Origin of the sequence: Chitinophaga pinensis (genome assembly GCF_007896845.1) — a bacterium.
GTDB classification, from domain to species: Bacteria; Bacteroidota; Bacteroidia; order Chitinophagales; family Chitinophagaceae; genus Chitinophaga; species Chitinophaga pinensis_C.
The window spans coordinates 83,298-109,497 of the sequence record NZ_VOHS01000017.1 but is presented as its reverse complement, the minus strand read 5'-3'; the positions used below and the strand labels follow the sequence as shown (position 1 = coordinate 109,497).

The 26,200-nt window shown below is 43.2% G+C and carries 26 protein-coding genes; 15 read left to right on the top strand and 11 right to left on the bottom strand.

Annotated features, from left to right (window positions below; all coding sequences use genetic code 11):
• Positions 1 to 13: 13 nt before the first annotated feature.
• Positions 14 to 1,102: a DNA topoisomerase IB gene (locus tag FEF09_RS17575; protein WP_146306324.1), complete on the top strand. Its 1,089-nt coding sequence runs from the start codon at positions 14 to 16 to the stop codon at positions 1,100 to 1,102.
• Between the two features lie 49 nt (positions 1,103 to 1,151).
• Here FEF09_RS17575 and FEF09_RS17570 read toward each other — a convergent pair whose 3' ends face one another.
• A complete protein-coding gene (locus FEF09_RS17570; protein ID WP_146306323.1) occupies positions 1,152 to 1,499 on the bottom strand; it encodes a hypothetical protein in 348 nt (115 codons plus the stop codon).
• A gap of 93 nt (positions 1,500 to 1,592) precedes the next feature.
• Between FEF09_RS17570 and FEF09_RS17565 the strand changes: the two genes are divergently transcribed.
• Genes FEF09_RS17565 through FEF09_RS17555 form a run of 5 tightly spaced genes read left to right on the top strand, consistent with a single transcriptional unit; the run spans position 1,593 to position 5,439 of the window.
• Entirely contained in the window at positions 1,593 to 2,384 is a 792-nt protein-coding gene (locus tag FEF09_RS17565) for a Ku protein (RefSeq protein ID WP_146306322.1), read from the top strand.
• Positions 2,381 to 2,995 carry a DNA polymerase ligase N-terminal domain-containing protein gene (locus FEF09_RS33170; protein WP_261387562.1) on the top strand — a complete coding sequence of 205 codons (615 nt, stop codon included), beginning with the start codon at positions 2,381 to 2,383 and terminating at the stop codon, positions 2,993 to 2,995. The genes FEF09_RS17565 and FEF09_RS33170 overlap by 4 nt, the downstream gene beginning before the upstream one ends.
• Positions 2,996 to 3,039: 44 nt before the next feature.
• The gene (gene ligD, locus FEF09_RS33165; RefSeq protein WP_261387561.1) at positions 3,040 to 4,053 is read left to right on the top strand and encodes a non-homologous end-joining DNA ligase; all 1,014 of its coding nucleotides are present in this window, start codon (positions 3,040 to 3,042) and stop codon (positions 4,051 to 4,053) included.
• Positions 4,050 to 4,937 (top strand): non-homologous end-joining DNA ligase, encoded by an 888-nt coding sequence (ligD, locus tag FEF09_RS33160; protein ID WP_261387560.1) that lies wholly within the window; start codon positions 4,050 to 4,052, stop codon positions 4,935 to 4,937. The genes ligD (FEF09_RS33165) and ligD (FEF09_RS33160) overlap by 4 nt, the downstream gene beginning before the upstream one ends.
• A 55-nt stretch (positions 4,938 to 4,992) precedes the next feature.
• A complete protein-coding gene (locus FEF09_RS17555) occupies positions 4,993 to 5,439 on the top strand; it encodes a hypothetical protein (RefSeq protein ID WP_146306321.1) in 447 nt (148 codons plus the stop codon).
• Between the two features lie 4 nt (positions 5,440 to 5,443).
• On the opposite strand, the gene chrA is transcribed toward FEF09_RS17555, so the two are convergent.
• Positions 5,444 to 6,637, bottom strand: a complete 1,194-nt coding sequence (gene chrA, locus FEF09_RS17550; RefSeq protein WP_146306320.1) for a chromate efflux transporter — start codon at positions 6,635 to 6,637, stop codon at positions 5,444 to 5,446.
• A gap of 220 nt (positions 6,638 to 6,857) precedes the next feature.
• Between chrA and FEF09_RS17545 the strand changes: the two genes are divergently transcribed.
• Complete coding sequence (locus FEF09_RS17545; protein ID WP_146306319.1) at positions 6,858 to 7,757, top strand: alpha/beta hydrolase; 900 nt, start codon at positions 6,858 to 6,860, stop codon at positions 7,755 to 7,757.
• Positions 7,758 to 7,967: 210 nt separating this feature from the next.
• Here FEF09_RS17545 and FEF09_RS17540 read toward each other — a convergent pair whose 3' ends face one another.
• The 3 genes from FEF09_RS17540 to asnS form a co-directional block, all read right to left on the bottom strand.
• On the bottom strand, positions 7,968 to 8,924 hold the full coding sequence (locus tag FEF09_RS17540) for an isopenicillin N synthase family dioxygenase (RefSeq protein WP_146306318.1): 957 nt from the start codon (positions 8,922 to 8,924) through the stop codon (positions 7,968 to 7,970).
• Positions 8,925 to 8,954: 30 nt separating this feature from the next.
• Positions 8,955 to 9,485, bottom strand: a complete 531-nt coding sequence (locus FEF09_RS17535; RefSeq protein WP_146306317.1) for an ExbD/TolR family protein — start codon at positions 9,483 to 9,485, stop codon at positions 8,955 to 8,957.
• A 228-nt stretch (positions 9,486 to 9,713) separates the two neighbouring features.
• The gene (asnS, locus tag FEF09_RS17530; protein ID WP_146306316.1) at positions 9,714 to 11,153 is read right to left on the bottom strand and encodes an asparagine--tRNA ligase; all 1,440 of its coding nucleotides are present in this window, start codon (positions 11,151 to 11,153) and stop codon (positions 9,714 to 9,716) included.
• A 481-nt stretch (positions 11,154 to 11,634) separates the two neighbouring features.
• On the opposite strand from asnS, the gene rho reads away from it, so the two are divergent.
• Positions 11,635 to 13,362 (top strand): transcription termination factor Rho, encoded by a 1,728-nt coding sequence (rho, locus tag FEF09_RS17525; protein ID WP_315898167.1) that lies wholly within the window; start codon positions 11,635 to 11,637, stop codon positions 13,360 to 13,362.
• 40 nt (positions 13,363 to 13,402) lie between these two features.
• Here the strand turns inward: rho and FEF09_RS17520 are convergent, their stop codons facing one another.
• The 6 genes from FEF09_RS17520 to trmB form a co-directional block, all read right to left on the bottom strand.
• Positions 13,403 to 14,158, bottom strand: a complete 756-nt coding sequence (locus tag FEF09_RS17520; protein WP_146306315.1) for a LytR/AlgR family response regulator transcription factor — start codon at positions 14,156 to 14,158, stop codon at positions 13,403 to 13,405.
• A 24-nt stretch (positions 14,159 to 14,182) separates the two neighbouring features.
• A complete protein-coding gene (locus FEF09_RS17515) occupies positions 14,183 to 16,264 on the bottom strand; it encodes a histidine kinase (protein ID WP_146306314.1) in 2,082 nt (693 codons plus the stop codon).
• Between the two features lie 17 nt (positions 16,265 to 16,281).
• Positions 16,282 to 16,512 carry a 4a-hydroxytetrahydrobiopterin dehydratase gene (locus FEF09_RS17510; protein WP_146306313.1) on the bottom strand — a complete coding sequence of 77 codons (231 nt, stop codon included), beginning with the start codon at positions 16,510 to 16,512 and terminating at the stop codon, positions 16,282 to 16,284.
• 74 nt (positions 16,513 to 16,586) lie between these two features.
• Complete coding sequence (locus tag FEF09_RS17505) at positions 16,587 to 17,105, bottom strand: IPExxxVDY family protein (protein ID WP_261387559.1); 519 nt, start codon at positions 17,103 to 17,105, stop codon at positions 16,587 to 16,589.
• A 122-nt stretch (positions 17,106 to 17,227) separates the two neighbouring features.
• Positions 17,228 to 17,428, bottom strand: a complete 201-nt coding sequence (locus tag FEF09_RS17500) for a DUF5522 domain-containing protein (protein WP_146306312.1) — start codon at positions 17,426 to 17,428, stop codon at positions 17,228 to 17,230.
• On the bottom strand, positions 17,400 to 18,107 hold the full coding sequence (trmB, locus tag FEF09_RS17495) for a tRNA (guanosine(46)-N7)-methyltransferase TrmB (RefSeq protein WP_146306311.1): 708 nt from the start codon (positions 18,105 to 18,107) through the stop codon (positions 17,400 to 17,402). Before trmB ends, FEF09_RS17500 begins: the two co-directional genes overlap by 29 nt.
• Before the next feature lie 482 nt (positions 18,108 to 18,589).
• Here trmB and FEF09_RS17490 point away from each other — a divergent pair, with 482 nt between their 5' ends.
• From FEF09_RS17490 to tatC, 7 genes are all read left to right on the top strand, one after another.
• Positions 18,590 to 19,057, top strand: coding sequence for an Lrp/AsnC ligand binding domain-containing protein (locus tag FEF09_RS17490; RefSeq protein ID WP_012788686.1), 468 nt, complete (start codon positions 18,590 to 18,592; stop codon positions 19,055 to 19,057).
• A 93-nt stretch (positions 19,058 to 19,150) separates the two neighbouring features.
• Positions 19,151 to 20,077, top strand: coding sequence for a tryptophan 2,3-dioxygenase family protein (locus tag FEF09_RS17485; RefSeq protein WP_146306310.1), 927 nt, complete (start codon positions 19,151 to 19,153; stop codon positions 20,075 to 20,077).
• A gap of 407 nt (positions 20,078 to 20,484) precedes the next feature.
• Complete coding sequence (locus tag FEF09_RS17480; protein ID WP_409994865.1) at positions 20,485 to 21,180, top strand: DUF4290 domain-containing protein; 696 nt, start codon at positions 20,485 to 20,487, stop codon at positions 21,178 to 21,180.
• On the top strand, positions 21,177 to 22,490 hold the full coding sequence (murA, locus tag FEF09_RS17475) for a UDP-N-acetylglucosamine 1-carboxyvinyltransferase (protein ID WP_146306308.1): 1,314 nt from the start codon (positions 21,177 to 21,179) through the stop codon (positions 22,488 to 22,490). The genes FEF09_RS17480 and murA overlap by 4 nt, the downstream gene beginning before the upstream one ends.
• Before the next feature lie 128 nt (positions 22,491 to 22,618).
• Positions 22,619 to 23,185 carry a guanylate kinase gene (gmk, locus tag FEF09_RS17470; RefSeq protein WP_146306307.1) on the top strand — a complete coding sequence of 189 codons (567 nt, stop codon included), beginning with the start codon at positions 22,619 to 22,621 and terminating at the stop codon, positions 23,183 to 23,185.
• Positions 23,186 to 23,267: 82 nt separating this feature from the next.
• Complete coding sequence (locus tag FEF09_RS17465) at positions 23,268 to 24,533, top strand: hemolysin family protein (protein ID WP_146306306.1); 1,266 nt, start codon at positions 23,268 to 23,270, stop codon at positions 24,531 to 24,533.
• Positions 24,534 to 25,301: 768 nt separating this feature from the next.
• Entirely contained in the window at positions 25,302 to 26,153 is an 852-nt protein-coding gene (gene tatC / locus FEF09_RS17460) for a twin-arginine translocase subunit TatC (RefSeq protein WP_146306305.1), read from the top strand.
• The last annotated feature ends 47 nt before the right edge of the window (positions 26,154 to 26,200 follow it).

Genomic DNA, 26,200 nt, shown 5'->3' with positions numbered 1-26,200 from the left:
AAATACTACAATTATGGATCTGCTTGCTGAAGCAATGGCTACTGCCAAAGCTGTCAAACTACGTTATGTGAAGTCTGGTACGACAGGTTATAGCCGTGAAAGGATAAAGGGCGGCTTTCGGTATCGTGACCAACATGGAGATATTATCAAAGACGAGGATGTACTGAAAAGGATCCGGGGGCTGGTATTACCTCCTGCATGGGAACAAGTATGGATCTCTCCATATGCCAATGGTCATCTGCAGGCGACCGGGATTGACGCCATGGGAAGAAGACAATACCGCTATCATTCTACCTGGGCAAAAGTGCGTAATGAAACCAAGTACGATCGCCTGCTACATTTTGGGGAGAAACTACCGCAATTGCGTGAACATATTACAGCTGCATTGCGTAAAAAAAGCCTTGATAAAGAGAAAGTTAGCGCCATCGCATTGAGCGTTATGCAGGAAACGCTGATAAGAGTCGGGAATGCATCTTATGAGAAATTATATGGTTCTTACGGCCTGACGACATTGCATTCAGAACACGTGAAAATAGACGGAAATACGGCCTTTTTTAAGTTTAAAGGGAAGAAGGGCGTGATGCATAAAATAACGCTTAAACACGCCCAATTAGCCAAACTACTGCATAAGGTGAAAGACATTCCCGGACAGGAATTATTTCAATATTATGAAGGGGAAGATCATAAAAGCCTTGACTCAGGAGATATCAATGAATACCTGAAGCAATGGACCGGCGATGATTTTACCTGTAAGGATTTCCGTACATGGTCAGGTACCGTGAATGCCCTGAATCTACTGGCAGATCTTACCCCATTTGCCTCAGCACATGAATGTAAACAGAACCTTGTACAGATTATAGACAGCGTGGCCGGCAAACTCGGTAATACAAGAGCTGTATGTAAGAAATATTATATCCATCCAAAAATTCTGGAAGCGTATGAATTATGTGAACTGGAACCTTATCTGGAAGAACTGAGAGCAGCGAGAACGGAGCCTTCTGACGATGGCTTACATAGTGACGAAAAGGTACTGCTGAAGTTTATGAAAGAACAGAAAAAAATGGAAAGAATTAGAAAAAGAGAAGGATTAAGAATTAGCTGACGCTATTAATCTTAATCCTTCTCTTTTTCATCTTCTGATTGAAAATATCTTACGCGAAGATCAACTGATCTTCCCTGTCTTCTACCGGTATTTTCTGGATAAATTCATCGAATCCGGCCTCCTCATGGGTACTGTAAACACCATAGGCATCCAGTACATAGCCGATTTCGCCTTCCTTGTCCTCTATCAGATACAGTACGGACATATCGCCCGGATCTGACTCACCTTCAAACCGGTAGGTTTTAATGATCTTCAATTCTTCCGGATTGTAGATCTTTTGTTTTTCTATATTCTGCATTCTGCCATGATCACTCATTTTTAGTTCGTGGTCTAGGCCTTTTTCATGTAATTTTTGCATCACCCGGCTAAGGGTGGTCATTTCGCCTGGCTTTTCCATAAACAAAGGTTTTTGTTAAAGGATAAAATCCAAAACACGTGCCATGGCATATAGTTTGGTTTTCACTCATTATCACTACTAAATTATCTTTTTATGAGAGCTGTATGGTCAGGAACAATCGGTTTTGGGTTAGTGAATATACCCATCAAATTGTACAGCGCAGTACAGGACAGCAGACTGGACCTGGACATGCTGGACAGGAAAGATCACGCCCATATAAAATTTAAGAGGGTGAATGAAGATACAGGTAAAGAAGTGCCATGGGAACAGATCGTCAAAGGATACCTGTATAACGATGAATACGTGATCCTTGAGGACGAGGATTTTCAGGAAGCCAGTCCTGAAAAGAGTAAGATCATCACCATCGAATCATTTGTAGAACTGGAGGAAATAGATGACATCTATTTCGAAACACCCTACTTTATTGAGCCGGATAAAGCGGGCGTAAAGGCATATGATCTACTGTTGAAAACCCTGCAGAAAACGGGTAAGGCCGGTCTGGGGCGTTTTGTACTCAGAACGAGTGAACATCTGGCCATCATCCGCCCAAGAGAAGATTATCTGATGTTGCAACAGCTAAGGTTTTCACAAGAAATCCGTTCTCCTGAAGAGCTGTCTTTTCCATCCAATACAAAGATCAGTAAAAAGGAACTGGATATGGCGATACAACTTGTGGATAGTTATACCACCGAATTTGATATCAGCCAATTCAAAGATACTTATCATGAAGAATTACTGAAGATTATTAAAGCAAAAGCCAGTGGCAAACGACGGACCGTGAAGAAGCTGAAAGTAGTACACACGAAAAGCAGCGATCTGTTCAGTCAGCTGAAAGCAAGTCTGAACCCATCTACAGGAAAAACCACTAAAAAACGTGCATCATGAGTAGCCTGAGAACATATGATGAGAAACGTGATTTTAAACAGACGGCAGAGCCTAAAGGCGGGAAGAAAAAGAGTGCCGGTAAGCAACACATTTTTGTCATACAGCGACATCATGCATCACGTCTGCATTATGATTTTCGGTTGGAAGTAGATGGTGTGCTGAAAAGTTGGGCGGTACCCAAAGGTCCCTCCATGAATCCTTCAGATAAAAGATTGGCCATGCAGGTGGAGGACCATCCATATGACTATAAAGATTTTGAAGGTGTAATTCCGGAAGGAAATTATGGGGCAGGGTCTGTTTATGTGTGGGATAAAGGCAGCTACGAGTTACTGCATCAGGATGGTAGCAGTTTTGACAAAGAAGCGGGTAAAGAAATCAAAGAAGGGAATCTGAAAATACGTTTGAAAGGCAGGAAAGTAAAAGGAGAATTCGCATTGGTGAAGATGAAAAATACAGATGATAATGCGTGGCTACTGCTTAAACATAAAGATGATTATGCCGTAAAAGGAGCATACAATAGCGAGGATTTTACACCGCAACGCGTCAAAGATAAAGGTGTGAAAGAGAAGGAGAAGATGAAAGCTGAGAGTAAAAAAAAGCCTCACCGGTAAAAGCAAAGGCGTCCACAAAGCGTAAGAAAGAACTATTTACGCCCATGATGGCTACGCTCGTAGATGCACCTTTCAGCCGGGAGGGTTGGATATTTGAAACGAAATGGGATGGTTATCGCGCAATTGCAGATGTGAGAAATGGAAACGTGGAATTGTATTCGAGAAATCATTTGTCATTTAATAAGGATTATGCGCCGGTTGTAAGCGCTTTAGAGAAGCTGCAGCATGATGCTGTGCTGGATGGAGAAATCGTTATTTTGAAAAAAGACGGCAGCTCCGATTTTCAGTCATTGCAGAACTATAAAAACGACCCTTCGGGTCATCTTGTATACATAGTATTTGATATGCTTGAGCTGGATGGAGAAGACCTGAAAGCTATGCCATTGCTCCAGCGCAAAGAATTGTTGAAAACAGTCGTGAAGCAGCTGAAGCACAAAGATATTCTTTATTCAGAGCATGTTCCTGATAATAGTGAAACGCTCTATAAACAGGCAAAAGAAAAGGGTTGGGAAGGGATTATTGCAAAAGAAGGCGACAGTTTATATGCAGAAGGTAAACGGTCTATGGCCTGGCTGAAGATAAAGATCATTGATGAACAGGAAGCGATCATTTGTGGTTATACTGATCCAAAGGGAAGCAGAAAGAAGATAGGTTCTCTGGTATTAGGAGTATATGATGATGATAAGCAATTGCGATATGTGGGGAACTGTGGCGGCGGACTAAACGGCACGCTGATCAGTGAACTATATGAAAAGATGCAGCCACTGCGGCAGAAAACCTCGCCCTTTGATAAAAAAATCAGGACAAATACACCTGTCACCTGGGTTAAACCACAACTGGTGTGTCAGGTGAAATTCTCTTCATGGACGAGTGACAGGCAGTTACGACAGCCGGTATTTCTGGGATTGAGGAAAGATAAACCGGCGAAAGAGGTACATCAGGAAACCGCAAAACCGACAAAGATGGCTACAAAAAAAGCTGCGGCAAGTGCCGCCCCGGCGAAAGCAACACGTGAAAAAGAGCGGGTGGTGACACTCAACAGTAAAAAGTCCCATTGACCAATCAGCAGAAATTGTACTGGCCTGATGAGAAGATCACAAAAGGTGACCTGATCGATTATTATATGGATATGGCGGACTATGTATTGCCATATCTGAAAGATCGCCCGCTTAGTCTGCATCGTTTTCCGAACGGGATTAAAGACGCTGGCTTCTATCAGAAAGATGTGGATACGGAGTCAGCACCTGACTGGATAAAAACTATTACACTGCATGCGGCATCTGCATCCCGTGATGTAGATTATCTCGTGTGTAATAATGCTGCGACCTTGATTTATATGGCAAATCTGGGTTGTATTGAAATGAATCCATGGTTATCGCGGGTAAAAAAGCTGGACAATCCGGATTATATCGTGCTGGATCTGGATCCGGAGAATATTGCTTTTAAATATGTCGTTGAAACGGCACTCGCTATAAAGGAGTTATTGGATAAAGTAGGGGTACAATCTTTCTGTAAGACTTCCGGGGCTTCAGGATTGCATATTTATGTTCCTACGGGAGGAAAGTATAATTATGAAACCTGTCGCTTATTTGCCGAGTATGTGGCCAAACAGGTACAACAGGATCTGCCGAAGATTACCAGCGTGATCCGTACAAAGTCTAAACGTAATAAGAAAGTCTATATAGACTATATGCAGAATAGCCGTGGACAGACAATCGCATCGCCCTATTCAGTACGTCCGAAACCAGCAGCTACGGTGTCAGCTCCTTTAAATTGGGATGAGTTGAATGATGATCTCGCAATCAGCAATTTTACAATAGAAAATATGCGTGACAGAGTGAAAGAGGTGGGTGATCTGTGGAAAGATATTGATAAGACGAAGAATGATCTGCGGAAGGCGATAGAGAAAGTGGAAGAGATGGCACAGGCGCATGTGGAATAATAATTGTTTTACACTGTATAGCAGTTTGATTTTTAGAACCTAAAAATGAACCGTTATGCAAACAGTCAATCATCAACATCATCATCACGTTAACCTGGCTCCGGTGTACGGAATCATCATTGCGGTCATCTCTGTGGTGTTTACGGTTATCTTCTATTTCACCAATATGTCAGGTAATTTATGGACAGGGTATCTGGGCAATCTGCTGATGTTTCTCGGTGTATTGTTTTCCGTTATTCATTATAACAGTCAGCATCATGAGCGTACGTCTTCCATGGCCTTGTTTGCGATGGGATTCAGAACGACATTATGGGCGATTATAATCATCGCGTTGTTTACAATCGTTATGCATTTTATTGCAGCATCGCAGACGGAAAACCCCAATTTCTGGATCTATCTGGCAGGTAATATCTTTTTTACGAATGCTGTATTAGGGGTGGTAGCATCAGCATTGTCAGCAATGGTGTTTAAGAAAAATCAGAAAACGACGCGTCCGGAGTAGGCGACTATAATAGCCAGCCTAAGATGAGGCAGGCGAGTACTATAAATGGGGACGGTATGCGTGAAATGCAAAGTACGGTCAGTGTAACAGCAGTTACCGCAATCGTATATCCGTTTTGTGGGATGGCCATGAACAGTATGATCGTGGCTGCCCACATGATCCCTACCACTACGGCATTAATACCTTCCAATGCCCTGTAAATGACCACATATTTCTTCAGGTTATGCCATATGGGGAAGAAGAATAAGACGAGCAGTAAGCTGGGCAGGAATATGGCGACAGGTGCCAATATACATCCCAATAGCTGATAACCGGGCCCCAGACTATGCATTACCATACCACCGACATATGCAGTGATAGAGAAGGTAGGGCCTGGCAAAGCCCGCATAATACCGGCTCCTGTCAGTAATTCTTCAGCACTCATAAATTGCGTCTTAGCGCGGGATACATACTGTTCCAGCATCATTGCGATCAGGATATCTCCTCCACCAAACACAAGACTGCCAAAACGGTAAAAGTTCTCAAATAAGTTGAAGGGACGACGTGTGATCCAGTCATGCGTACGGGCCAGCTCGGAAAAGAACCCTGCCAGTATGAATAATAGGGCAAAAAGCCAGATGTTGGTCCACCGGATCTTTTTGGGCTTATCCTGAATATCCGGAATGCGTTTATCACTGAAATTCGACACGATTCCGCCTAATATAATAAGGCAGGGAAAGGTCCACGGAGATTTGAAGAAATAGGCAATCACCAGTGATGATATCATGATCATTGCCGTAGCGAGGTTGCGTATACTGATCCGGAATGCCCGCATGCTTCCATAGATAAGGAAACCTACGGCCATTGGCTGTACGTACTTAAAGATATCCGTATTAAGCGCTTTCTGATCGAAATATTGCAAAAGGAAGCTAAGGGAGCCCATAAGTATACAGGCAGGAGCTATCCAGATCAACAGGGTGGCTACAGCCAGCGAGATGCCGCCACGTTTATATCCGATGAGTGTAAGCGTCTGGGAAGAAGAAGCGCCGGGTAACAATTGACAGAAAGCGTTGTATTCCATCAGTTCCTGTTCTGTCACATCCCGTCTTTGGTGTACAAATGTTTTCAACATCATTGCCAGGTGACCTTGTGGGCCACCATATGCTGTGATGCTATGCATGAAAACAGCGCGCAGGAAAGGAATATGACGAAGAAACACGCTTTAGTATTTATTAGGCTGCCCGAATTTCAATAATTTCCTGACAATATCAAACTATAAAGCGACAAACTGTTGATTTTCTTCGGTTAAGTCTTTGAGGTACAGGCATAATACTTGTTGTACATTGTCAAGACTTTACAGGATATTGAATACTTCCCACCTCTATCTGGTAGCCTGTCAATTCATTGGTAATGAATGTTTTAATAATAGAAGCAGTTTTATGAAGAGATTTCTTGTTATCCTATGCATAACACTCTCACTGAACGTACATGCTCAGTTATCATTCTACAACAGTGACGATTATTGGGCAAATTTCTGTTTACAGTCAGATAGTGTTACGCCGTCGGCAACAGATACCTGTCTGGTTTTTGTGAGCAACCGACACCTGCACAAGGATAATTTGCGCTTTGTAGATGAATATGTGGATACTTCCGGGCTGAAATACTTCTTCTTGCAGAAGCACGGTGGGCAATGGAATGTATTTCAGACGCCTACACTGGCAGATGCGATGCATCTATTGCCGGAAAAGCGGGATATCGTCGTTTATGCAGAGGGGATGGGTAAGATCTTTACTACCAATGTGGAGAGGGCATTGCTCATGCGGTCACAATATCAGGTGAATGTGATCATGTTTGATTATGCCAGCATCAATACGACGTACCGGCCAGCACGTAATTTCAGGTTTGCGCGGGAGAATGCCCGTTTATCTGCTCCGCATTATTACCGGCTGCTTCGGGTTATACAGCAGGCCAGGAGGGAGAAGGAAGACTGGATGCAACAGGTGAAGGTGTCTACATTCTGTCATAGTATGGGCAATATCATACTGATGGAAATGATGAAAGGGCAGGATTACCAGCAGTTGAATAATGAACCGTTTATTGATAATGTGGTGATCAATGCCGCCTGTGTTCCTTCGAAGGGGCATCAGGAATGGGTAGAGAACATTCATTTTGCGAATAAGATCTATATTCATTATAACAGGTCAGACTGGCAACTAAAAGGTGCTCATCTGCTGACATTGAAGCCGCAGCTGGGAGAGAAACTGAAAGGACGATTGGCCAAAATGCAAATTATGTCAACTTTCGGGAGCAGGTGGGTCGGCAGCATAGCTATTTCCTGAATTTCCCACAAAACGAGTACCGTATGACGAATGAGATGAAGGATTACTTTGTACAGTTATTCAGCGGTAATACAGCTGTGCTGGAAGAAGATAAGACGCTGGTGAAGAAGGAAAGTGGCGGCGCGGGTAGCGTGAATTAGCGAGTAGTATAAATCAGCATATAAGAGAGAAAAAGAAAACGCTCCGTAATGGAGCGTTTTCTGTGTATGGTTATTTTTTAAGACCGATTTCTCTCAGACGTTCATCCAGATATTCGCCGGCGGTGATAGGTTCGTAGGCGAGTGGATGTTCGGCAGTAACACAGCTTTCCAGTGCATTCAGTGGCATTTCTGATTTTGGATGCAGGAAGAATGGAATGGAATAACGACTGGTATGCCACATGTCACGCGGAGGATTCACGACGCGATGTGTGGTTGATTTCAGGCGGTTATTGGTAAGGCGTTGGAGCATATCGCCAACGTTTACAACGATCTGTTCAGGCAATGAGGTAACGGGTACCCAGTTGTTCTGTTTATCCAGGATCTGTAATCCATCTGCGGAAGCTCCTACCAGCAGGGTAATGAGGTTGATATCCTCATGTTGTTCTGCGCGGATGGCCGAAGAAGGTTCTTCCGTGATAGGAGGGTAATGTATAGCCCTCAGAATGGAATTACCATTATGAATAAACTGATCAAAGTAATACTCATCCAGTCCGAGGTAGATGGCAATTGCCTGCAGCAATGCTTTCCCTGATTGTTCAAAACCACGGTAGGCGTCAAAGAAGGTAGGCGTAAACGCCGGAATTTCTTTTACAGCCACGTTGGGAGGGTATTCTGCGCCGATCGGGTCATCATCTTCTACAGTCTGACCAAACTGGAAGAATTCTTTCAGGTCAGGCGCTTCATAACCCTTGGCGTGTTCTTTCCCGAAGGAAGTGTAGCCACGCTGACCGGCCAGCTCAGGAATCTCATAAGACCGCTTGATGTCGGACGGCAGGGTAAAAAACAGTTGTACATACTTGTACAATTTTGCAATAAGATCGTCAGAAATACCGTGATTTTTTACCGCCACGAAGCCTACTTCTTCGTAAGCTTTACCAAGCTGCTCTACAAAAGCGGCTTTACTGGCGGCGTCGCCTGAGGTAAAGGCGGCGAGGTCCACAACCGGAATGGAATGAGTTATTGCCATAGTAAATGAGTTTTACCTTACTAAGGTAACTCATTTTAAGAAAGCTTCGTCTTCTGCTGTGATGTCTACTACCGCATATCTGCCTACATGGTTGATGAGCATTTCATCCATGATATCCACTACATTTTTATAGCTGGCATGTTTGTCTGCTTTGATCAGTACCATCAGGTCATCCTTCTTATGCATGGCCATCACACGATCACGTTTGTCGATAATGACATCGCGTATACCATGGTTATTGGCATAGGAAGAATTTTTTACTACAGGAGGATGGGCAGGGTCATTGCCAATACCTTCGTAATAGCTGACTTTATTGTTGGCACCTAACAGGATCGTAAGTGACTTACTATCTGCCAGTACGGAAGGATGGTCTTTATCTTCAGCAGGCATCAGCAGATCAGTTGTTCTGTGTTTCATCATAGTTGTGGTGAGCATGAAAAAGGTAATGAGCAGGAAGCCCAGGTCTACCATAGGTGTCATATCAACACGTGTACTGTTCTTTTTTGATCGGGTGCCTCTTTTACGGCCACGTTCTGAGCCGCCGGTATTTATTTCAGCCATTGCATAAGGGTTTAATGGTAAATAATTAAATGACTGAAAGCGCTTTCAGGTATATAGATGCAGGCGCAAATAGATTCCATAAAAATTTAGTCAGGAATCAGGAATTGGGCAGGATGGGGCAGACCGTGGGGAATCGGGCTCTGAAAGCATGAGGGAGTAGTCAATAAAAAAGGGCGCTTCATTTAATTGAAGCGCCCTGTATAAGGCTTTAAAAAACGTCTGTTTGAATTAGAAATCAGCGCTCTTCGGTGTTCTTGGGAAAGGAATAACGTCTCTGATGTTACCCATACCAGAAGCAAACAGCACCAGTCTTTCGAAACCAAGTCCGAAACCTGCGTGTGGTGCAGATCCGAAGCGGCGTGTATCCAGATACCAGCTCATTTCTTCAACAGGCAGGTGCATTTCTTCCATGCGGGCAACCAGTTTATCATAGTTTTCTTCACGTTGTGAACCACCTACGATTTCGCCGATACCTGGGAAGAGGATATCCATTGCTCTTACTGTCTTGCCATCTTCGTTCTGTTTCATGTAGAACGCTTTGATTGCTTTCGGGTAGTCGGTGAGGATAACCGGTTTTTTGAAATGTTTTTCTACCAGATAACGCTCGTGCTCACTTTGTAGGTCAGCACCCCATTCTTCGATCAGGTAAGAGAATTTCTTGGTTTTGTTAGGCTTGCTGTTTTTGAGAATGTCGATCGCTTCGGTGTAAGTGATACGTACAAATTCGTTGTTCAGCACGAACTCCAGTTTCTCGATCAGGCCCATTTCGCTGCGTTCCTGCTGAGGCTTTTGTTTTTCTTCCTCCAGAAGGCGCTGCGCAAGGAATTCGAGGTCTTCTCTGTTATTTTCCAGTGCGTAACCAAGTACGTATTTGATGAAAGCTTCAGCCAGGTTCATATTGTCTTCCAGATCGTAGAACGCCATTTCAGGCTCGATCATCCAGAATTCAGCAAGGTGGCGGGCTGTGTTGGAATTTTCTGCACGGAAGGTAGGACCAAAGGTGTAGATATCGCCAAACGCCATTGCGCCAAGTTCGCCTTCCAGCTGACCAGATACGGTCAGGTTGGTAGCACGGCCAAAGAAGTCTTCTTTATAGTTGATCTCACCACTTTCTGTCAGCGGAGGATTTTTAAGATCGAAAGAGGTTACATGGAACATTTCACCGGCGCCTTCAGCGTCAGATGCTGTGATGATCGGCGTATGCAGGTATACAAAGCCTTTCTCGTTAAAGAATTTGTGTACAGCAAATGCCAGGGAATGGCGCAGACGGAAGATGGCACCGAAGGTGTTGGTACGGAAACGCAGATGTGCGATTTCACGCAGATATTCCAGGCTGGGGCGGTTTTTCAGCTGAAGCGGGTATTTCTCAGGATCGCAATCACCCAATATTTCCAGTTCAATAGCTTTCAATTCTACACGCTGGCCCTTACCCATAGAAGGGATTACCTGACCGGATACGCTGATAGCAGCCCCTGTGGTAAGGCGTTTCAGCAGTTCGGGGGTAACTGATTCCTGGTCTATTACTACCTGGATATTATTATTGGTTGAGCCATCGTTCAGTGCTATAAACTGATTGTTACGGAAAGACCGTATCCAACCCTTTACCACTACATTGTAGTCTGTTTTTTCGTCCTGCAGTATCTGCTTGACTTTCACTCTTTGGCTCATATAAATATATATTTTAGGATTGCAAATTTAAGAGATATGGATCATACTGCATAGGGTATTAGGGAGCTTCCGGGAAAGGAACTAAATAAAATGTTAAATTAATTCTGAAGCCCTGACTGGCTGTTTGGCAGGAATGTTGATGGATATTTTGCGGCCAAAACCATAGAGAGGCTATGGGACGGGGTTTTCAAGGGGGAAGAATGGCACGGACGCTTGTCTGGCTGCTGTTGTAAGAGGTTGCAAGAGTGCTTTTTTTTTGGATAATAGCGAAACTTGTTTTAATCTTGCGTTACAAACCTGCCTGATAAAGTTCTAAATTTCCATATTTCCATCTTCGTCGGCAGTCCTAAACTCAACATTCCCTATCAGATTTAATAACCAGATTAAATTTATTGGACTCAAAAAACAATTATTTGTAATTGGTGTATGTTGGTATGTAGTGGTACCCACCTCACAACACTTTTAAATTTGACAACACACGATGATGTACGACATCTTACAATTGAACGACATGCTCGTTCCTGAGCTGCTTGACATTGCAGAGAAACTGGATGTGCCAAACGCCAAAAAACTGAGCAAACAGGATCTTATCTATAAAATACTCGATAAGCAGGCAGTAATGGCCTCTGAAGGTAACCCGGCAAATGGTGAAGAAAAGAAAACACGTAAACGTAAGACTAAAAAAGAAGAAGAAGCTGAAGAAGCACCTGTAGCAGAAACCACAGCTGCAGACGAAAAACCTAAACGTGGCAGGAAGCCAGCTGCCAACGGCCTTAAAAGCAAAGAAACTGAATTGGAAGAACCTAAGGCACAGGACAACAAACCAAAGAAAAAGAACTTCGATATAGACTTAGACATCCCCTCTCTTACTTTCGATGACGATGATGATGTGATCATTCCACAATTCACTGAAGATATTGAAGAAGAGGAAGAAGAAGAGGATGATGTAATTACCACTCTGCCCAATGCTCAGGAAGCAGAAGAGGAAGAGGAAGAAGAAGACGAGGATGATTTTGTAATGCCGGAAGAGCCGGTAATGGCGCAGAAACAGCGCACTCCTTCAAACAAGAAAGAACCTGCTTTTAATATAGAATTTGATGGTATAATTATCAGTGAAGGTGTACTGGAAATGATGCCCGATGGCTATGGTTTCCTCCGCTCTTCTGACTATAACTACCTCAGTTCACCAGATGATATTTATGTTTCTCCTTCACAGATCAAATTGTTCGGACTGAAAACCGGGGATACCGTGAAAGGTTCCGTGCGTCCTCCGAAAGAAGGTGAAAAATATTTCGCACTCCTGAAAGTAGAAACGATTAATGGTAAGTCTCCTGAAGAAGTACGTGACCGCGTACCTTTCGACTATCTGACACCATTATTCCCATTCGAAAAATTACGTCTTACTACTACTTCCAATAACTACTCAACACGTATCATGGATCTCTTTACCCCAATCGGTAAAGGTCAGCGTGGATTGATTGTAGCACAGCCTAAGGTTGGTAAAACCATGTTGCTGAAAGAAGTAGCAAATGCGATCGCAACAAACCATCCTGAAGTATACCTGATGGTAGTGCTGATCGATGAGCGTCCGGAAGAGGTAACTGATATGGAACGTAGCGTTAAAGCAGAAGTAATTGCTTCTACTTTTGACGAACCGGCTGAGAAGCACGTAAAAGTATCTGCTATCGCTTTACAGAAAGCAAAACGTCTGGTAGAATGTGGTCACGACGTAGTAATCCTCCTGGATTCCATTACCCGTCTGGCACGTGCGCACAACACCGTTGCTCCTGCTTCTGGTAAAGTATTGAGTGGTGGTGTGGAAGCAAACGCTATGCAGAAACCAAAACAATTCTTTGGTGCTGCGCGTAAGATCGAAAACGGTGGTTCATTGACAATACTTGCTACAGCATTGATCGATACAGGTTCTAAAATGGATGAGGTGATCTTTGAAGAATTCAAAGGTACCGGTAACATGGAATTACAGCTTGACCGTAAACTGGCCAACAGACGTATCTTCCCTGCGATCGATGTATCTGCATCTTCTACCCGTCGTGATGACCTGCTGCTGGAAAAAGATATCCTGAAACGTATACACATTCTGCGTAATCACCTTGCAGATATGAATACAGAGGAATCAATGCACTTCATGCTGCAACACATGAGGGGAACCAAAAACAACGAAGAGTTCCTGATCTCCATGAATGGATAAAAAATTAAAGGTCCCGTCTCAGACGGGACCTTTTTTATTGTTATCTGTATTGTTTCCAGTGACTGATAAGATCCTTTTTCCTTCGGTCTGCAACTTCCAGTCTGATCCCATTCTTCAGCAATGCCCTGCTGCCATCCCCTTCAATATTATTGATCTGAGATAACTGCACCATCTGATGGTTGTTGATCTGATAAAAACGTAAACTGCTGAACAGGTCTGTGTAATAACGGAATGAACGATCCGCCAGTATGTGTTGCTGATCTGACAGGTGTATGGTTGTCTTTTCTGCAGATGCTTCGAGATAGGTGATCCTATTGAGTCCGATGATCATATCCTCATGTTGTGTCACCGGTATGACCATATCCATATTGATGTTACGGCCATTATTAAAGTTTTCAAGTAATACTTTATAACGGGAAGTGCTGGCATTCGCCCGTATACGATCCGTGATCTTGCTCACTGCATTCATCAGACTTTCCCTGTCAATTGGTTTAAGTATGATTTCTACTTCACTAAACCTGATGGTATGCAGGAATTTCTTTTCGAAAGCGGTTACAAAAACAGCTTCAAACGGAGGGGCATCCTGTGTGCCTAATAGTACATCAAAGCCGGTGCCATCAGGCATTTCAAGGTCAAGGAATACTAGCTGTGGCTGATGTTGCTGAATAGTGGCAATACCATCTGCACAGTCAGACGCAGTAGCGGCTACCTGTACTTCAGGGCAATATTTTTCCAGCATCAGTGATATGATATCACGGCTGTTGCGTTCATCATCTATTATAACGGCCTTTATCATAGTATTCCAATAAGCTTGTATGGCCTAAAGTTGGGGGATCAGTATCCTTACAATAGTACCACTTTCTGTATTATTATTTTCCGATTTGTCAATGATATCGATATGTATACCCGTATTGTACATCTTATTCAGGAGTTCGGCACGGTTAAAGCTGATCTCCATACCAGAAGACTGATGATGTTTGGGCAGGGTACGCAAGGTTTTGGAGCGAATAATGCCGATACCATTGTCTTCTATCAGGCATTCCAGCATATCCGGGGCTATCTGATTAAAATGTATCAGCAATTTACCTATTGGGTAGCTGGTATTGGTCATGCCGTACTTTACTGCGTTTTCAACATAAGGTTGTAATAACATAGCAGGTACCTCTGATTCTGCGGTGGCAATAGCAGGATCTACATAGATCTCGTATTCCATCTTATGCTCAAACCGCATTTTCTCCAACCCAAGATAAGTATTCAGGTAGGCAATTTCGTCTGATAGCGAAATAAAATTACGGCGGGAAAAGTCAAGTGTTTTACGGATCAGGTAGGAAAAGTCAGAGAGGTATTTTTGCGCATATTCAAAGTCCCGTTGCATTACAAACAGCTGAATGGAATTCAGGCAATTGAAAATGAAATGCGGATTGATCTGTGCACGGATCGCCTTGAGTTCTATTTCCGTTAGTTTTTTATCGTACTCTGTTTCCAGATGTATTTTGCGTTGTTCTTCAAGTTCCTGTTTTTTGCGCAAGATCTCCGTGGTCTGTTCTTTTACCAGTTCTTCCAGCTGTTCATTCAGTTTTCTCTGCAGTTCTTTATTCTTATTCAGCTGTTTTATGAGCAGTTCCTGTGTGCGTGTTCTTTCATGGTGTACCAGTTTATTGCGATAACTGAGTCCTGCGAGGAAGAACATAGATTGCAACAAAACACCTGCTACAATAAGCAGGGAAGGGGCAGAGATTTCTCCCAGTGCGTTGATAAGACCCAGAGGTCTGATCAGCATCAGGAAAGATCCGAAACTGGCCATATAGAAACAGAGCGAACCGAAGAGAAAAAAGCGCACCAGTGGATGATGACGCGAACGTCTGGCCAGAGCAATGAATACGATCAGGAAAGGGAGCAGGGTAGAGATATAGACATAGCTATAGATCATAACCGGCACCTGGTATTGTTCCAATGCAATGCAATAGAAGCAAATAATGATGATACCTCCGATGATGGCAGCTACTGAAGTAAATAGTTTCTCCATGAAAGGATATCTTTCCTGCAGATTCAGGAAGGTATTCCCAAAGGCAAGGTACATCAGGTAGAAACAGAATAATAGCGCCGGGATATCCCAGTAATATTTCAGCATGGGCCATCGGTAGAATACAGACAGCTGGTACGGCTGGCTTTCCAGACGGAGCGTGAAAAACACGATCAGTCCTAACATGTAGGCAGCGAAGTACATGTAGGATTTGTCGGGTAACTGGATGTAATTGATGACAGCAATAGCAAGGCAAACTAACAGCATACCGAGCAACACATGTATCAGGATGGTTTCTTTGCGATAGTATTCAAATTGTCCATTACGGAACTGGCCATATTGGAGGTCATTGAATAAGAGGGGCATTAGCCCATTTTCGTTATAGTATTTGTTGTTGATATGCAGAAAGTAGGTGTGTGTGCTGCCGGGAGGGACGGTAACATTGAAGCCATAATGTTCCCATCGCTGTACACCTGCGCGGTCCCGCATCAGACCGGTATGCATGATGAGGTGAAGTTTGTGGTCGGCGCTGTCCTGTCTGTACCAGCTCATATCATCATGCCAGCCGGCAAAAAGTGTAAGCGTGGAATCCCGGGTACCTGTGTTTCTTACATGGAGTTTCAGCCAGCAATTATTTCCTTTTCCAATATGTTTTTTCTCTACATGGAACAGGTGATAGTTGTGGTTAAATGATGCTGATGAAATCTGTTGCGGTGTTAAAGATCCTCCTTTATCTACCAGAGACAGGAGATACGGTCGCAGATCGACAGCAGCAGGCAGATGATCGAAATCTGCCACCAGCGTATCTAATGCGGGTATGCCAGCCCTGGTAACAATGGAGCAACAAAACAACAGGAAAAGTAAAGAAATACGAATCACTGTGTGTTAATAAAAATTTACAACAACCCATCGATGGCTTTCGCCAGCTTATGGTCTTTATCGGTGATCACATCTCCCGCGTCATGTGTATTCAGGTATATTTCTACCTTGTTATAAACATTTGTCCAGTTGGGGTGATGGTCCATTTTTTCAGCAACAAGGGCCACTTTTGTCATGAATGCGAATGCTTCTTTAAAGTCTTTAAATTCAAAGGACCTGTATAGTTGGTTCTTTTTTTCTTCCCACATAACAAAAGGATTTTAACATGAAACAATGCCTTGTTCACGGGTGTAATTCGGTGAAGGAAACCGGGGTGGACCGGTTAGAAGATGAGGTTCATCTTATTCTTAATCTCTCTAATATCCAATAAAGATACTAATTGTACAAGCTCTACGTGGCGTAACTGGTCGATTAATTTTTTGATGTCATTTAACTGATAGTAGTCTCCTTTGACCATCCAGAGGAAGTCTACGTTTTTGAGTTCCGGCAGCAGGTATTCTGCCTGACAATGATTGTTATAGAAATAATGTACAGAAGATTTTATTGGTTCCTCAAACTCAAAAACGCTGAAATAGAACGCTCTGTTGTTTTTGGAGAGGTTAATTTCCAGAGAATTATTAATCCGGAAATCGAGGTGCATATGCTTATTGATCTGCCAGCAGAGTTGATAGTCGCGTGCGGAGGATACGATTCCGATAACATGGGTAGATTCAAAGAAATCCTCCAGTAATTGATCATGATCCAGCTTTAGCTTAAGTACCGACATATGACAATTGGTATTATCGTTTTCAGTCTGACTATTTGGTTGCTCTATGCTTTCTTCCTGATACCCAAAGTACATCTTTACAATTTAAATCGTCGTCGTTAAATCCTTCTAATCTGATACATCCTGCATGTCCATCCTTTGGGGAGGACCGGCTTATACCGGTAGGTAATGGGGACTGTAGGTAGTAGAAAGATACGTTACTTTTCGTTGTCTCTGTTCAGCCTGTTGGTAAGTAGGGTGGTCCGCCGGGGTTCGGGTACTTTTTCGTACCCGTAGGGACAATGTTTACAGCCGTTCCCGCAGCAGTACCCCCTTTCCAGGTGATAATGTTCAGTGAATACCATGTATCCCTGTTCATTATAGTAGAAGTCAATCGTCTCCTTCAGTGGCTTCTGCATGAGAAGGCAGTTTTATTTCGCGCCAGTCGAGCGGTGCTTCAGGCAATCTGAATTTCAGGTACCTGATGGTACGGCCGTCTTCTAGGTGCATTCCTTCATAATAAGTACGGATCTGCAGCAGGGGAGGTACTTCGGTCATGGCATAGATGTCCGGAATATCTTCTATTAAGATACAGCCTGCAGCTTCGATCACTTCTTTTGTGAAGATATATAATTCAGGAGAGTCTGTTTTAAGATTAATTGTTCCATCTTTTGCCAGCAGGGGCTGGTAGAGTTGAAGGAATTTAGGGTGGGTCAGACGCTTTTTCTGTTTGGAGTTCCTGAGGAATGGATCCGGGAAGGTGATCCATATTTCTGAAATTTCTCCAGGTGCGAAATAGTTGGCTAGTTTATCGATCTGTGTGCGGAGGAAGCCAGCATTTGGAAGAGGCTCTTCCATAGCAGTTTTAGCGCCGCGCCAGATGCGGTTACCTTTCAGATCTACGCCGAGGAAGTTCTTTTCCGGGTAGCGGCGGGCGAGGCCCAGTGTATAATCGCCTTTACCACAGGCAAGTTCCAGCGTAAGCGGATGATTGTTTTTAAAGAATGTATGCCAGTTACCGGGCATTCCTTCCGGGTATATTAAAACATTCGGAAAGGTCTCAATTTCTGCGAAGCGTTGTAGTTTCTTTTGTCCCATCGCTGCAAAAATAGTGTTTTTCCCGGCGGGGATAGCAGCCGGGTGGCTGAATAGGAGAGTTGAGTCCTGTAATAAATCAAAAAAGCCTGCTCCACATAGGGAAGCAGGCTTTTAAATAGCTGTAGGGGAAGGAGTCGAACCTCCACGAGGCAGTTAGCCGCAGCACAAATAAGATTAGTGGTCAACCCATTATGCTGTGTTTATCCTGTGATCCCCACCCCCGAGACAAGAGGGCATGTCTGCCAGTTTCATCACCCCACAATTTAAAGATCTAGTTATTCAAAAATTTGCGGTATTTTTTCAAATCTGTTCAGTTTTTTACACTGTCTGTTTGTAGAAAAGCGCCGTTTGATGAACTATTATGATGCAAATCTAAAGACATAACCGTTTTCTTGAAAATTTTTTAAGAAAAATTTTTGAATTTTCGAAATTTTTCAAATATTTGCATATAGGTTTAATACATTCCAAAACAAATTGTAAAAATGAGCCACAATTTGAATATTGACAAACTAGATTTGCAGATCATCAGTGAAATGATGCATAATGCAGAAATCTCCTACGCTGACCTCGGGAAGAAGCTTTTCGTTTCCGGTGGCACGATCCACGTTAGAATGAAGAAATTGCAAGAACTGGGTATCGTTAAAGGTACAAAATTGCATGTAGATTTAAAAATGATCGGCTATGACGTGATTGCCTTTATCGGTATCTACCTTGAAAAGAGTTCCATGTACGACACTGTGGCTAAAGAATTGCGTAAGATCCCCGAAATGGTGCGCCTGAACTATACAACGGGCAGCTATAGTATGTTTGCAGAGATCATCTGTAAAGATATTACTCAATTAAGGAGGATATTGCATGACGAGCTGCAGAAGATAAAGGGGATAGAGCGGACTGAAACGCTGATATCGCTGGAGGAAAGTTTTTACCGCACCATCAATGTTGTGGAATAAGGGAGTGATCCCGGCACCCTTCCCCGTCAGCTTATATGTAATATTATATGCATAGGCGGCCGGGAAGGGTTCTTTTAATTTACTTATTATATCATGGTTACAACTGAAATCGCTGACAAAATCAAGCGGCTGGAAGAGAAGTATGCCGCAATGGGCCAGGATCTTTCATCTTATCTTGATGGGCTCCTGTATGCCGATTACCTTACCTATTGGGATTATATTCAACTGGATGTATTATTAAACCTGCAGCATCCCCGGACCCCGATACCGGATGAGAACATCTTTATTATCTATCATCAGATTACCGAACTTTATTTCAAGCTGACTTTACAGGCTATTGAGCAGGTTTGTCAGGCGCCGGAATTGACCGCGGAACTGTTTAAGACACAGTTGAAGCGTATCAATAACTATTTCCGGAACCTGATCAGTTCATTTGAGATCATGGTGGATGGCATGGATAAGCAGCAGTTCCTGCAATTCAGGATGGCTTTATTGCCTGCCAGCGGCTTTCAGAGTGGTCAGTTCCGTAAGATAGAAATTTGCTCTACCGGACTGGTAAATCTGGTCTATGAGCAACAGCGGGAAGGACTGAAAGGGAAGGAGCTGTCAGAAATACTGGATAATATTTACTGGCGCAGTGGAGCTACAGAACTGGCTACAGGTAAAAAAACGCTGACCCTTCGCCAGTTTGAGCAGAAATATATGCGCGATTTCCTGTTCCTCGCAGAGCGTTATCAGCAAAACAATATGCAGTTGCGCTATAAACAGCTGCCGAAGGAAGTACAGGAGGAAGTAATGCCGTTATTGAAGGAGTACGACCTGAACATCAATGTAAGATGGCCGCTGATGCACTATAAATCTGCCGTACGCTACCTGAACCGTAAACCGGAAGATATTGCGGCTACCGGAGGAACTAACTGGCAACAGTACCTGCCTCCACGCCACAAACGTATCGTATTCTTCCCTGAGATCTGGACAGAAGAAGAACTGGAAAACTGGGGAAAACTAGCATTTGAATAAATTATTGCACTGTCCCGGTTCTGGCCGGGACAGTGCTTTTGCCTTTTGGGCCGCCTGCTCCGTTAACCCGAGCGGCCTTTTACTCCGGCCATCTGTAAACCAGTTATCTCCGAAAAAATCGCTCTGTTACGGTATTATGAAAATGCGCCATGAATGTTTCATAGAAACTGTTTTGGGACGAATTTAACTATTGATATAATTGAACTATTTTTCATAAGTTTGCAAGGAACGGTAGCTTTCACATTAAAAGTCATTCCGTCCTGGATACGATGACCAGGTACAAAGATGTTCTCCAATCAGCTTTTGTTGCTTTGTGAATGCGCAAGCAGATCTTACCTTTCAAAATTTACACAGACATTATTTTAAGTAGCGATATGGAATACAATACAACCCGTAACCATTTGATAATGAAGGAGTACGGACGCAATATCCAAAAGATGATAGAGTATGTGCTCAGCATCGAGGATACAGAGCACCGTCAACGTAACGCGATGTCACTGATAGAGCTGATGGGTACGCTGAATCCTCACCTGCGCAATGTGGAGGACTTCAGACATAAGCTGTGGGACCACTTGTTTCTGATATCTGACTTTAAACTGGATGTGGAATCTCCATACCCGATTCCAACCAGAGAGACCCTGAGAGCAAAACCTGAGCGTCTGGCTTATCCTAAAAAATATCCCCGTAACCGCCACTTTGGTAAAAATCTGGAGATGGTGATTGATAAAGCGATCAACGAGGATAATCCTGAAAAGAAAGAAGGATTCACCCAATGTATAGGCAACTACATGAAACTGGCTTATAGCAACTGGCATAAGGAAAGTGTTCATGACGATGCAATCAAGGCTGAACTGAACGGTATCACTGATGGCCGTCTGGAATATCAGACAGGTCATTCACCAGCACCGACTGCTGCTTCTATGGCTGCTGCCCCTAATTTTAATACGAATGCCGAATACCAGCCACGTTCTTCTAACAGCGGCGGCAGTGGCGGCAGCAAACGTAATAATAATAAGAACTTCCAGCAGAAGTTCAAAAGCAACAATCAGAAGAATAACAATAAGCACAATAACAACAAATACAATAAAAACAGGAACAAGTGAGTAGTGCTTTCGAAGTAAGAGGCGGCAACCGTCTTAAAGGGGAAATTGTGCCCCAGGGTGCCAAGAACGAAGCTTTACAGATTATCAGCGCTGTCCTGTTGACAGCTGATAAAGTTACTATCAGTAATATCCCGGATATCGTCGATGTGAACCTGCTTATAGAGCTGCTGGGCGATATGGGTGTGAAGACCAACAGAATCAGCCGTGATACCTGTGAGTTTCAGGCTGACCAGATCAATCTTCCTTATCTGGAGAGTGCAGAATTCAAGAAAAAATCCGGACGTCTCAGAGGTTCTGTTATGATTGCAGGTCCTTTGCTGGCACGCTTTGGTAAAGCGTATATCCCTAAACCGGGCGGTGATAAGATCGGCCGCCGCAGGCTGGATACGCATATCATCGGTTTTGAGAAATTGGGCGTGCAGTTCGTGTATGATAATGATGATAACTATTTCCGTCTGGAAGCCGGAGAGGGTGGTCTGAAAGGCGCTTATATGCTGCTGGACGAGCCATCTGTAACCGGTACTGCCAACATCGTGATGGCGGCTGTAATGGCTAACGGAACAACAACTATCTATAACGCGGCATGTGAACCTTACCTGCAACAGTTGTGCAAAATGCTGAACAGCATGGGCGCCAATATCAACGGTATCGGTTCTAACCTGCTGACCATTCAGGGTGTTTCTTCCCTGAAAGGTTGTAGTCATGCGATGCTGCCGGATATGATCGAGATAGGTTCCTTCATTGGACTCGCGGCAATGACGCGTTCTGAGATCACTATTAAGAATGCCGGTGTAGAACATCTGGGTATTATTCCTGAGAAGTTTCGTCAGTTAGGTATTAATCTGGAGATCAGAGGTAATGATATCTATATTCCGGAGCAGGATAGTTATGAAATCCAGACTTTCCTTGATGGTTCTATCCTGACAATTTCCGATCATCCATGGCCGGGATTTACACCTGATCTTCTTAGCATTGTGCTGGTTGTAGCCACACAGGCAAAAGGCAGTGTGATGATACACCAGAAGATGTTTGAAAGCAGATTGTTCTTTGTAGATAAGCTGATCGACATGGGTGCACAGATCGTATTATGCGATCCGCACCGTGCAGTAGTGATAGGTCTGGGCAGACAGCATGCACTGAGAGGCATTACCATGTCATCTCCGGATATACGTGCGGGTGTGTCCCTGCTGATCGCGGCATTGAGCGCGGAAGGCAAGAGCACTATTCAGAACATCGAACAGATAGATCGCGGTTATCAGTACATTGACGAGCGATTGAGAAAACTCGGTGCAGACATCAAGAGAATTTAAAGTATTATAAGATATACTACAGGCTGCAAGAGATTGGCGCGAACGATCATATTTAATATGGTAAATGCCCGCACCAATTGCTTGCAGCCTGTGATTTATAGCGGAACCAGGATTAATCAGATCAGAACATGAGCAATAAGATTATTATTATAACTGCTCCCTCAGGAGCAGGCAAAACCACCATCGTAAAAAAGCTGTTGTCTGAATTGCCACAGCTGTCTTTTTCTATTTCAGCCACAACGCGTACTGCCCGGGAAAATGAAATGCATGGAAGAGATTATTACTTCCTGTCACTGGACGATTTTCACCAGAAAATTGATGACAACGCATTTGCAGAATATGAGATGGTGTACGCCGGTAAATATTATGGTACCCTGAAAACAGAATTACAGCGTATATGGGATAATGAAAAAGTACCTATGGTGGATATTGATGTGAAAGGGGCCCTTTCTATCAAGGAAAAGTACCATACGGGTGTACTCACTATCTTTATCGCGCCACCGACATTGGATACCTTACGGGTACGACTGAGTGAACGCGGTACAGAAACGCAGGCTTCCCTGGAAGAAAGACTGGGAAAGGCCCGTTACGAGCTGTCTTTCTCTCATGAATTTGATGAAATAGTAGTGAATGACGATCTGGAAACGGCTTACACAGCAGTAAAAAAACTGGTAACCGGATTCCTTGGACAGTAAACATAATGTTCCGGTGCAATCTTTGTATAAGGAATGACCGTACCTATTATGTGGAATCTATAATTCCTTACTTTTGAACTCTATGGATACTTATACACTCCTGATCCTGGCTACACTGGTATTGCTGGCAGGTTTCTTTGCCGGACTTGAAACGGCATTCGCCAATGTGAACAAGTTGAGCATTGAGCTGAAGAAGAAACAGGGGCGAGCTACCGGTAAAATACTGGCCAGCTTTAATGACAACCCTTCCCGCTTTCTGGCTACCAGCCTGTTAGGATTGACTATTGTTGTGGTGATATATGGCATTCTGTTCGCCGGATTTTTCCAGCCGATATGGAACCTTGTATTACCTCCCCAGCAGAATACGAATCTGCAGCCGGTATTGTTGTTTATCGATGTAATCCTGAGCACATTAATACTGCTGACCTTCGGGTTCTTCATTCCCCGTGCTATTTTTCGTTCACGGCCGGAAGCTTTATTGAGCTTTTTTGCATTACCCATTTCCGTGATATCCAAGCCTCTGTTTGTAATAGGCAGTCTGCTGGTCTCTATTTCTGAATGGATACTGAAATACCTGTTCAATGTACGTATTATAGAGACGGACACTTCCTTCCCGAGAGTGGATGTGGAGCATTTTATACGTCAGTCCCAGCAGCATATGACGGAGAATCAGGAACTGAATACCGAGTTGTTTGAAAATGCACTGTCGCTGGCACATGTGAAAATTCGCGGTTGTCTGATTCCGCGTAAGGAGATAGAGGCATTGGAAATAGGAAGCCCTATCAGTGCTGCACAGCGGAAGTTTGTAGACACGAAGCTCTCCAAGATCATCATTTACGAAAATACCATCGACAATATCCTCGGTTATATCCATCAGCTGGATATGTTTAAGAGTCCGGGAGATATTTCCGTGATCCTGCACCCGATATTGGCGGTACCTGAAACAATGAGTGCAATTGATCTGCTGAGTAAGTTCAACAAGGAGCATAGGAGTATTGCATGGGTAGTGGACGAATTTGGCGGTACGGCTGGTATCGTGACCATAGAGGATGTATTGGAAGAGATCTTTGGAGAAATCAAAGATGAACATGATGTAGAAGAGTTTGTGGAAAAACAGATCGCGGAGAAAGAATATATTTTTTCCGGTCGTCTGGAGCTGGATTATCTGAATGAAAAATATGGTTTTGATTTTCCTGAGGATGAGAGTGAAACATTATCCGGCTATATCATCAATCACCACGAAAAGATTCCCCGCTTAAAAGAGCGCATTATCATAGACGATTATGAGTTTGATGTGCTGAATGTGACTGAAACGAGGATCGAAATGGTGAAAATGAAGGTGCTCTGATTACATTTCAAGTTAAATTAAACTTTTTTATCTATGAGATATGAAGTTTTAGTTGCTTATTTTTCAACAATTTAGGAGAGCTTACTAATTTTTTATAAAAGAAAAGAAATCAATAGTTGATATTGTGATATTTTTTTTAATATATTTGCAGAGTGAATGAGACGCTTCGCGGATGGATTAGCATCGCCCCTGCTAAAACGATTTAAAAAAAGTAGTAGGGATTTAACACGAATTTTATACATTTGCTACAGATGATGTAACACAATGATTTGATTTTTGTTAAAAGGATGTAAAAAAAATTGTTACAACATTGATAATAACATATTTCTTTCTATTTTTGTGATAGAAATTTAAAAGTAACCAGAAACACGAACATCTTGAAAGCTTGCCATCAATCGGATGCAAAGTGAATCTGGAAACAAAGACATTCTCGAATTCAACTTTTTTGGGGTTAACAAACAATGGATGAAAGGCCGGCTCTTGATTCTTCTCGGGCTGGCTCTTTTTTTGTACCTACCTCAAAGTTCATTATATATATTCTTTCTCTTTATCACCTGCCGGTTTGCGGCGTTTTTTCATCATCAATAGTTAAGACAGACGTACAGCAGGCAGGTAGCGATAGTGACCGGTCTCCCGGAAGCTTGCGTATATACCTTTAAATTCGCTTAAAACTTTCTACTAATAGGGGTAGTTGCTCTATTTTGTTGGAAGCAACAGCTATATTTGTGCTCCTTAGCATAAAAAATAATCACAGTCCGACTAACTGATATGTTCAAGAAAATTTTTTCGAATAACGAGGAAAAGGCAGAGATGTCTTTCTTTGACCACCTGGAAGACCTGCGCTGGCATATAGTGCGTTCGATCATTGCGCTGATAGTGGTGAGCATCTTCGGCTTTGTTTATACAAAGGAGATATTGGATGATGTCATCTTCGGACCCACCAACCCAACCTTCCCTTCTTATGTTGCTTTATGTAAACTGGGGCACCTTGTTGGTCTGGGGGATAAGCTTTGTATCACGCCGGTACCTATTGTGTTTCAGAACCACATCCTCGTAGGACAGGTAATGTTGCAGTTCAAACTGGCATTTATATTTGGTCTGGTAGTAGCTTTCCCATATATCTTCTGGGAATTCTGGAGCTTTATAAAACCAGCATTGAAAGAGCGTGAACTGAAAGGTGCACGTGGGGTGATCTTCTGGGTATCTTTCCAGTTTTTCATGGGTATCGCTTTCAGTTATTTCCTGATGGCGCCTTTCACGATCAACTTCCTGGCAGGTTATACCGTTACAGACAGGGCTGTTAACCAGTTCTTCATAGATGATTACTTCGGATTGATGTCACAGATCGTACTGGGTATGGGTATTCTGTTTGAATTGCCTGTACTGGTGTTCTTCCTGACGAAAATCGGATTTATCACACCGACGTTCCTTCGTACTTACCGCAGGCACGCCATCGTTGTAATACTGGTACTGGCAGCGGTAATTACGCCGCCGGATGTAATAGACCAGTTGATTGTATTTACACCATTGTATCTTTTATACGAAATTAGCATATATATTTCGGGCAGAGCGCTGAAAGGAATGGAGCAGGCAGAGAAAGAAGCAGAAGAATGGTCTTGATCTGACGCTGATAAAATATAAAACAGACGCGGAATGTCCTTTGTTAT

What these genes read in the sequence shown, in the direction of transcription:
- FEF09_RS17575 (WP_146306324.1), top strand. Translation starts at nt 14, where the DNA reads ATGGATCTGCTTGCTGAAGCAATGGCTACTGCCAAAGCTGTCAAACTA.
- FEF09_RS17570 (WP_146306323.1), bottom strand. Translation starts at nt 1,499, where the DNA reads ATGGAAAAGCCAGGCGAAATGACCACCCTTAGCCGGGTGATGCAAAAA.
- FEF09_RS17565 (WP_146306322.1), top strand. Translation starts at nt 1,593, where the DNA reads ATGAGAGCTGTATGGTCAGGAACAATCGGTTTTGGGTTAGTGAATATA.
- FEF09_RS33170 (WP_261387562.1), top strand. Translation starts at nt 2,381, where the DNA reads ATGAGTAGCCTGAGAACATATGATGAGAAACGTGATTTTAAACAGACG.
- ligD (WP_261387561.1), top strand. Translation starts at nt 3,040, where the DNA reads ATGATGGCTACGCTCGTAGATGCACCTTTCAGCCGGGAGGGTTGGATA.
- FEF09_RS17555 (WP_146306321.1), top strand. Translation starts at nt 4,993, where the DNA reads ATGCAAACAGTCAATCATCAACATCATCATCACGTTAACCTGGCTCCG.
- FEF09_RS17545 (WP_146306319.1), top strand. Translation starts at nt 6,858, where the DNA reads ATGAAGAGATTTCTTGTTATCCTATGCATAACACTCTCACTGAACGTA.
- FEF09_RS17540 (WP_146306318.1), bottom strand. Translation starts at nt 8,924, where the DNA reads ATGGCAATAACTCATTCCATTCCGGTTGTGGACCTCGCCGCCTTTACC.
- FEF09_RS17535 (WP_146306317.1), bottom strand. Translation starts at nt 9,485, where the DNA reads ATGGCTGAAATAAATACCGGCGGCTCAGAACGTGGCCGTAAAAGAGGC.
- asnS (WP_146306316.1), bottom strand. Translation starts at nt 11,153, where the DNA reads ATGAGCCAAAGAGTGAAAGTCAAGCAGATACTGCAGGACGAAAAAACA.
- rho (WP_315898167.1), top strand. Translation starts at nt 11,635, where the DNA reads ATGATGTACGACATCTTACAATTGAACGACATGCTCGTTCCTGAGCTG.
- FEF09_RS17520 (WP_146306315.1), bottom strand. Translation starts at nt 14,158, where the DNA reads ATGATAAAGGCCGTTATAATAGATGATGAACGCAACAGCCGTGATATC.
- FEF09_RS17510 (WP_146306313.1), bottom strand. Translation starts at nt 16,512, where the DNA reads ATGTGGGAAGAAAAAAAGAACCAACTATACAGGTCCTTTGAATTTAAA.
- FEF09_RS17505 (WP_261387559.1), bottom strand. Translation starts at nt 17,105, where the DNA reads ATGTACTTTGGGTATCAGGAAGAAAGCATAGAGCAACCAAATAGTCAG.
- FEF09_RS17500 (WP_146306312.1), bottom strand. Translation starts at nt 17,428, where the DNA reads ATGCAGAAGCCACTGAAGGAGACGATTGACTTCTACTATAATGAACAG.
- trmB (WP_146306311.1), bottom strand. Translation starts at nt 18,107, where the DNA reads ATGGGACAAAAGAAACTACAACGCTTCGCAGAAATTGAGACCTTTCCG.
- FEF09_RS17490 (WP_012788686.1), top strand. Translation starts at nt 18,590, where the DNA reads ATGAGCCACAATTTGAATATTGACAAACTAGATTTGCAGATCATCAGT.
- FEF09_RS17485 (WP_146306310.1), top strand. Translation starts at nt 19,151, where the DNA reads ATGGTTACAACTGAAATCGCTGACAAAATCAAGCGGCTGGAAGAGAAG.
- FEF09_RS17480 (WP_409994865.1), top strand. Translation starts at nt 20,485, where the DNA reads ATGAAGGAGTACGGACGCAATATCCAAAAGATGATAGAGTATGTGCTC.
- gmk (WP_146306307.1), top strand. Translation starts at nt 22,619, where the DNA reads ATGAGCAATAAGATTATTATTATAACTGCTCCCTCAGGAGCAGGCAAA.
- FEF09_RS17465 (WP_146306306.1), top strand. Translation starts at nt 23,268, where the DNA reads ATGGATACTTATACACTCCTGATCCTGGCTACACTGGTATTGCTGGCA.
- tatC (WP_146306305.1), top strand. Translation starts at nt 25,302, where the DNA reads ATGTTCAAGAAAATTTTTTCGAATAACGAGGAAAAGGCAGAGATGTCT.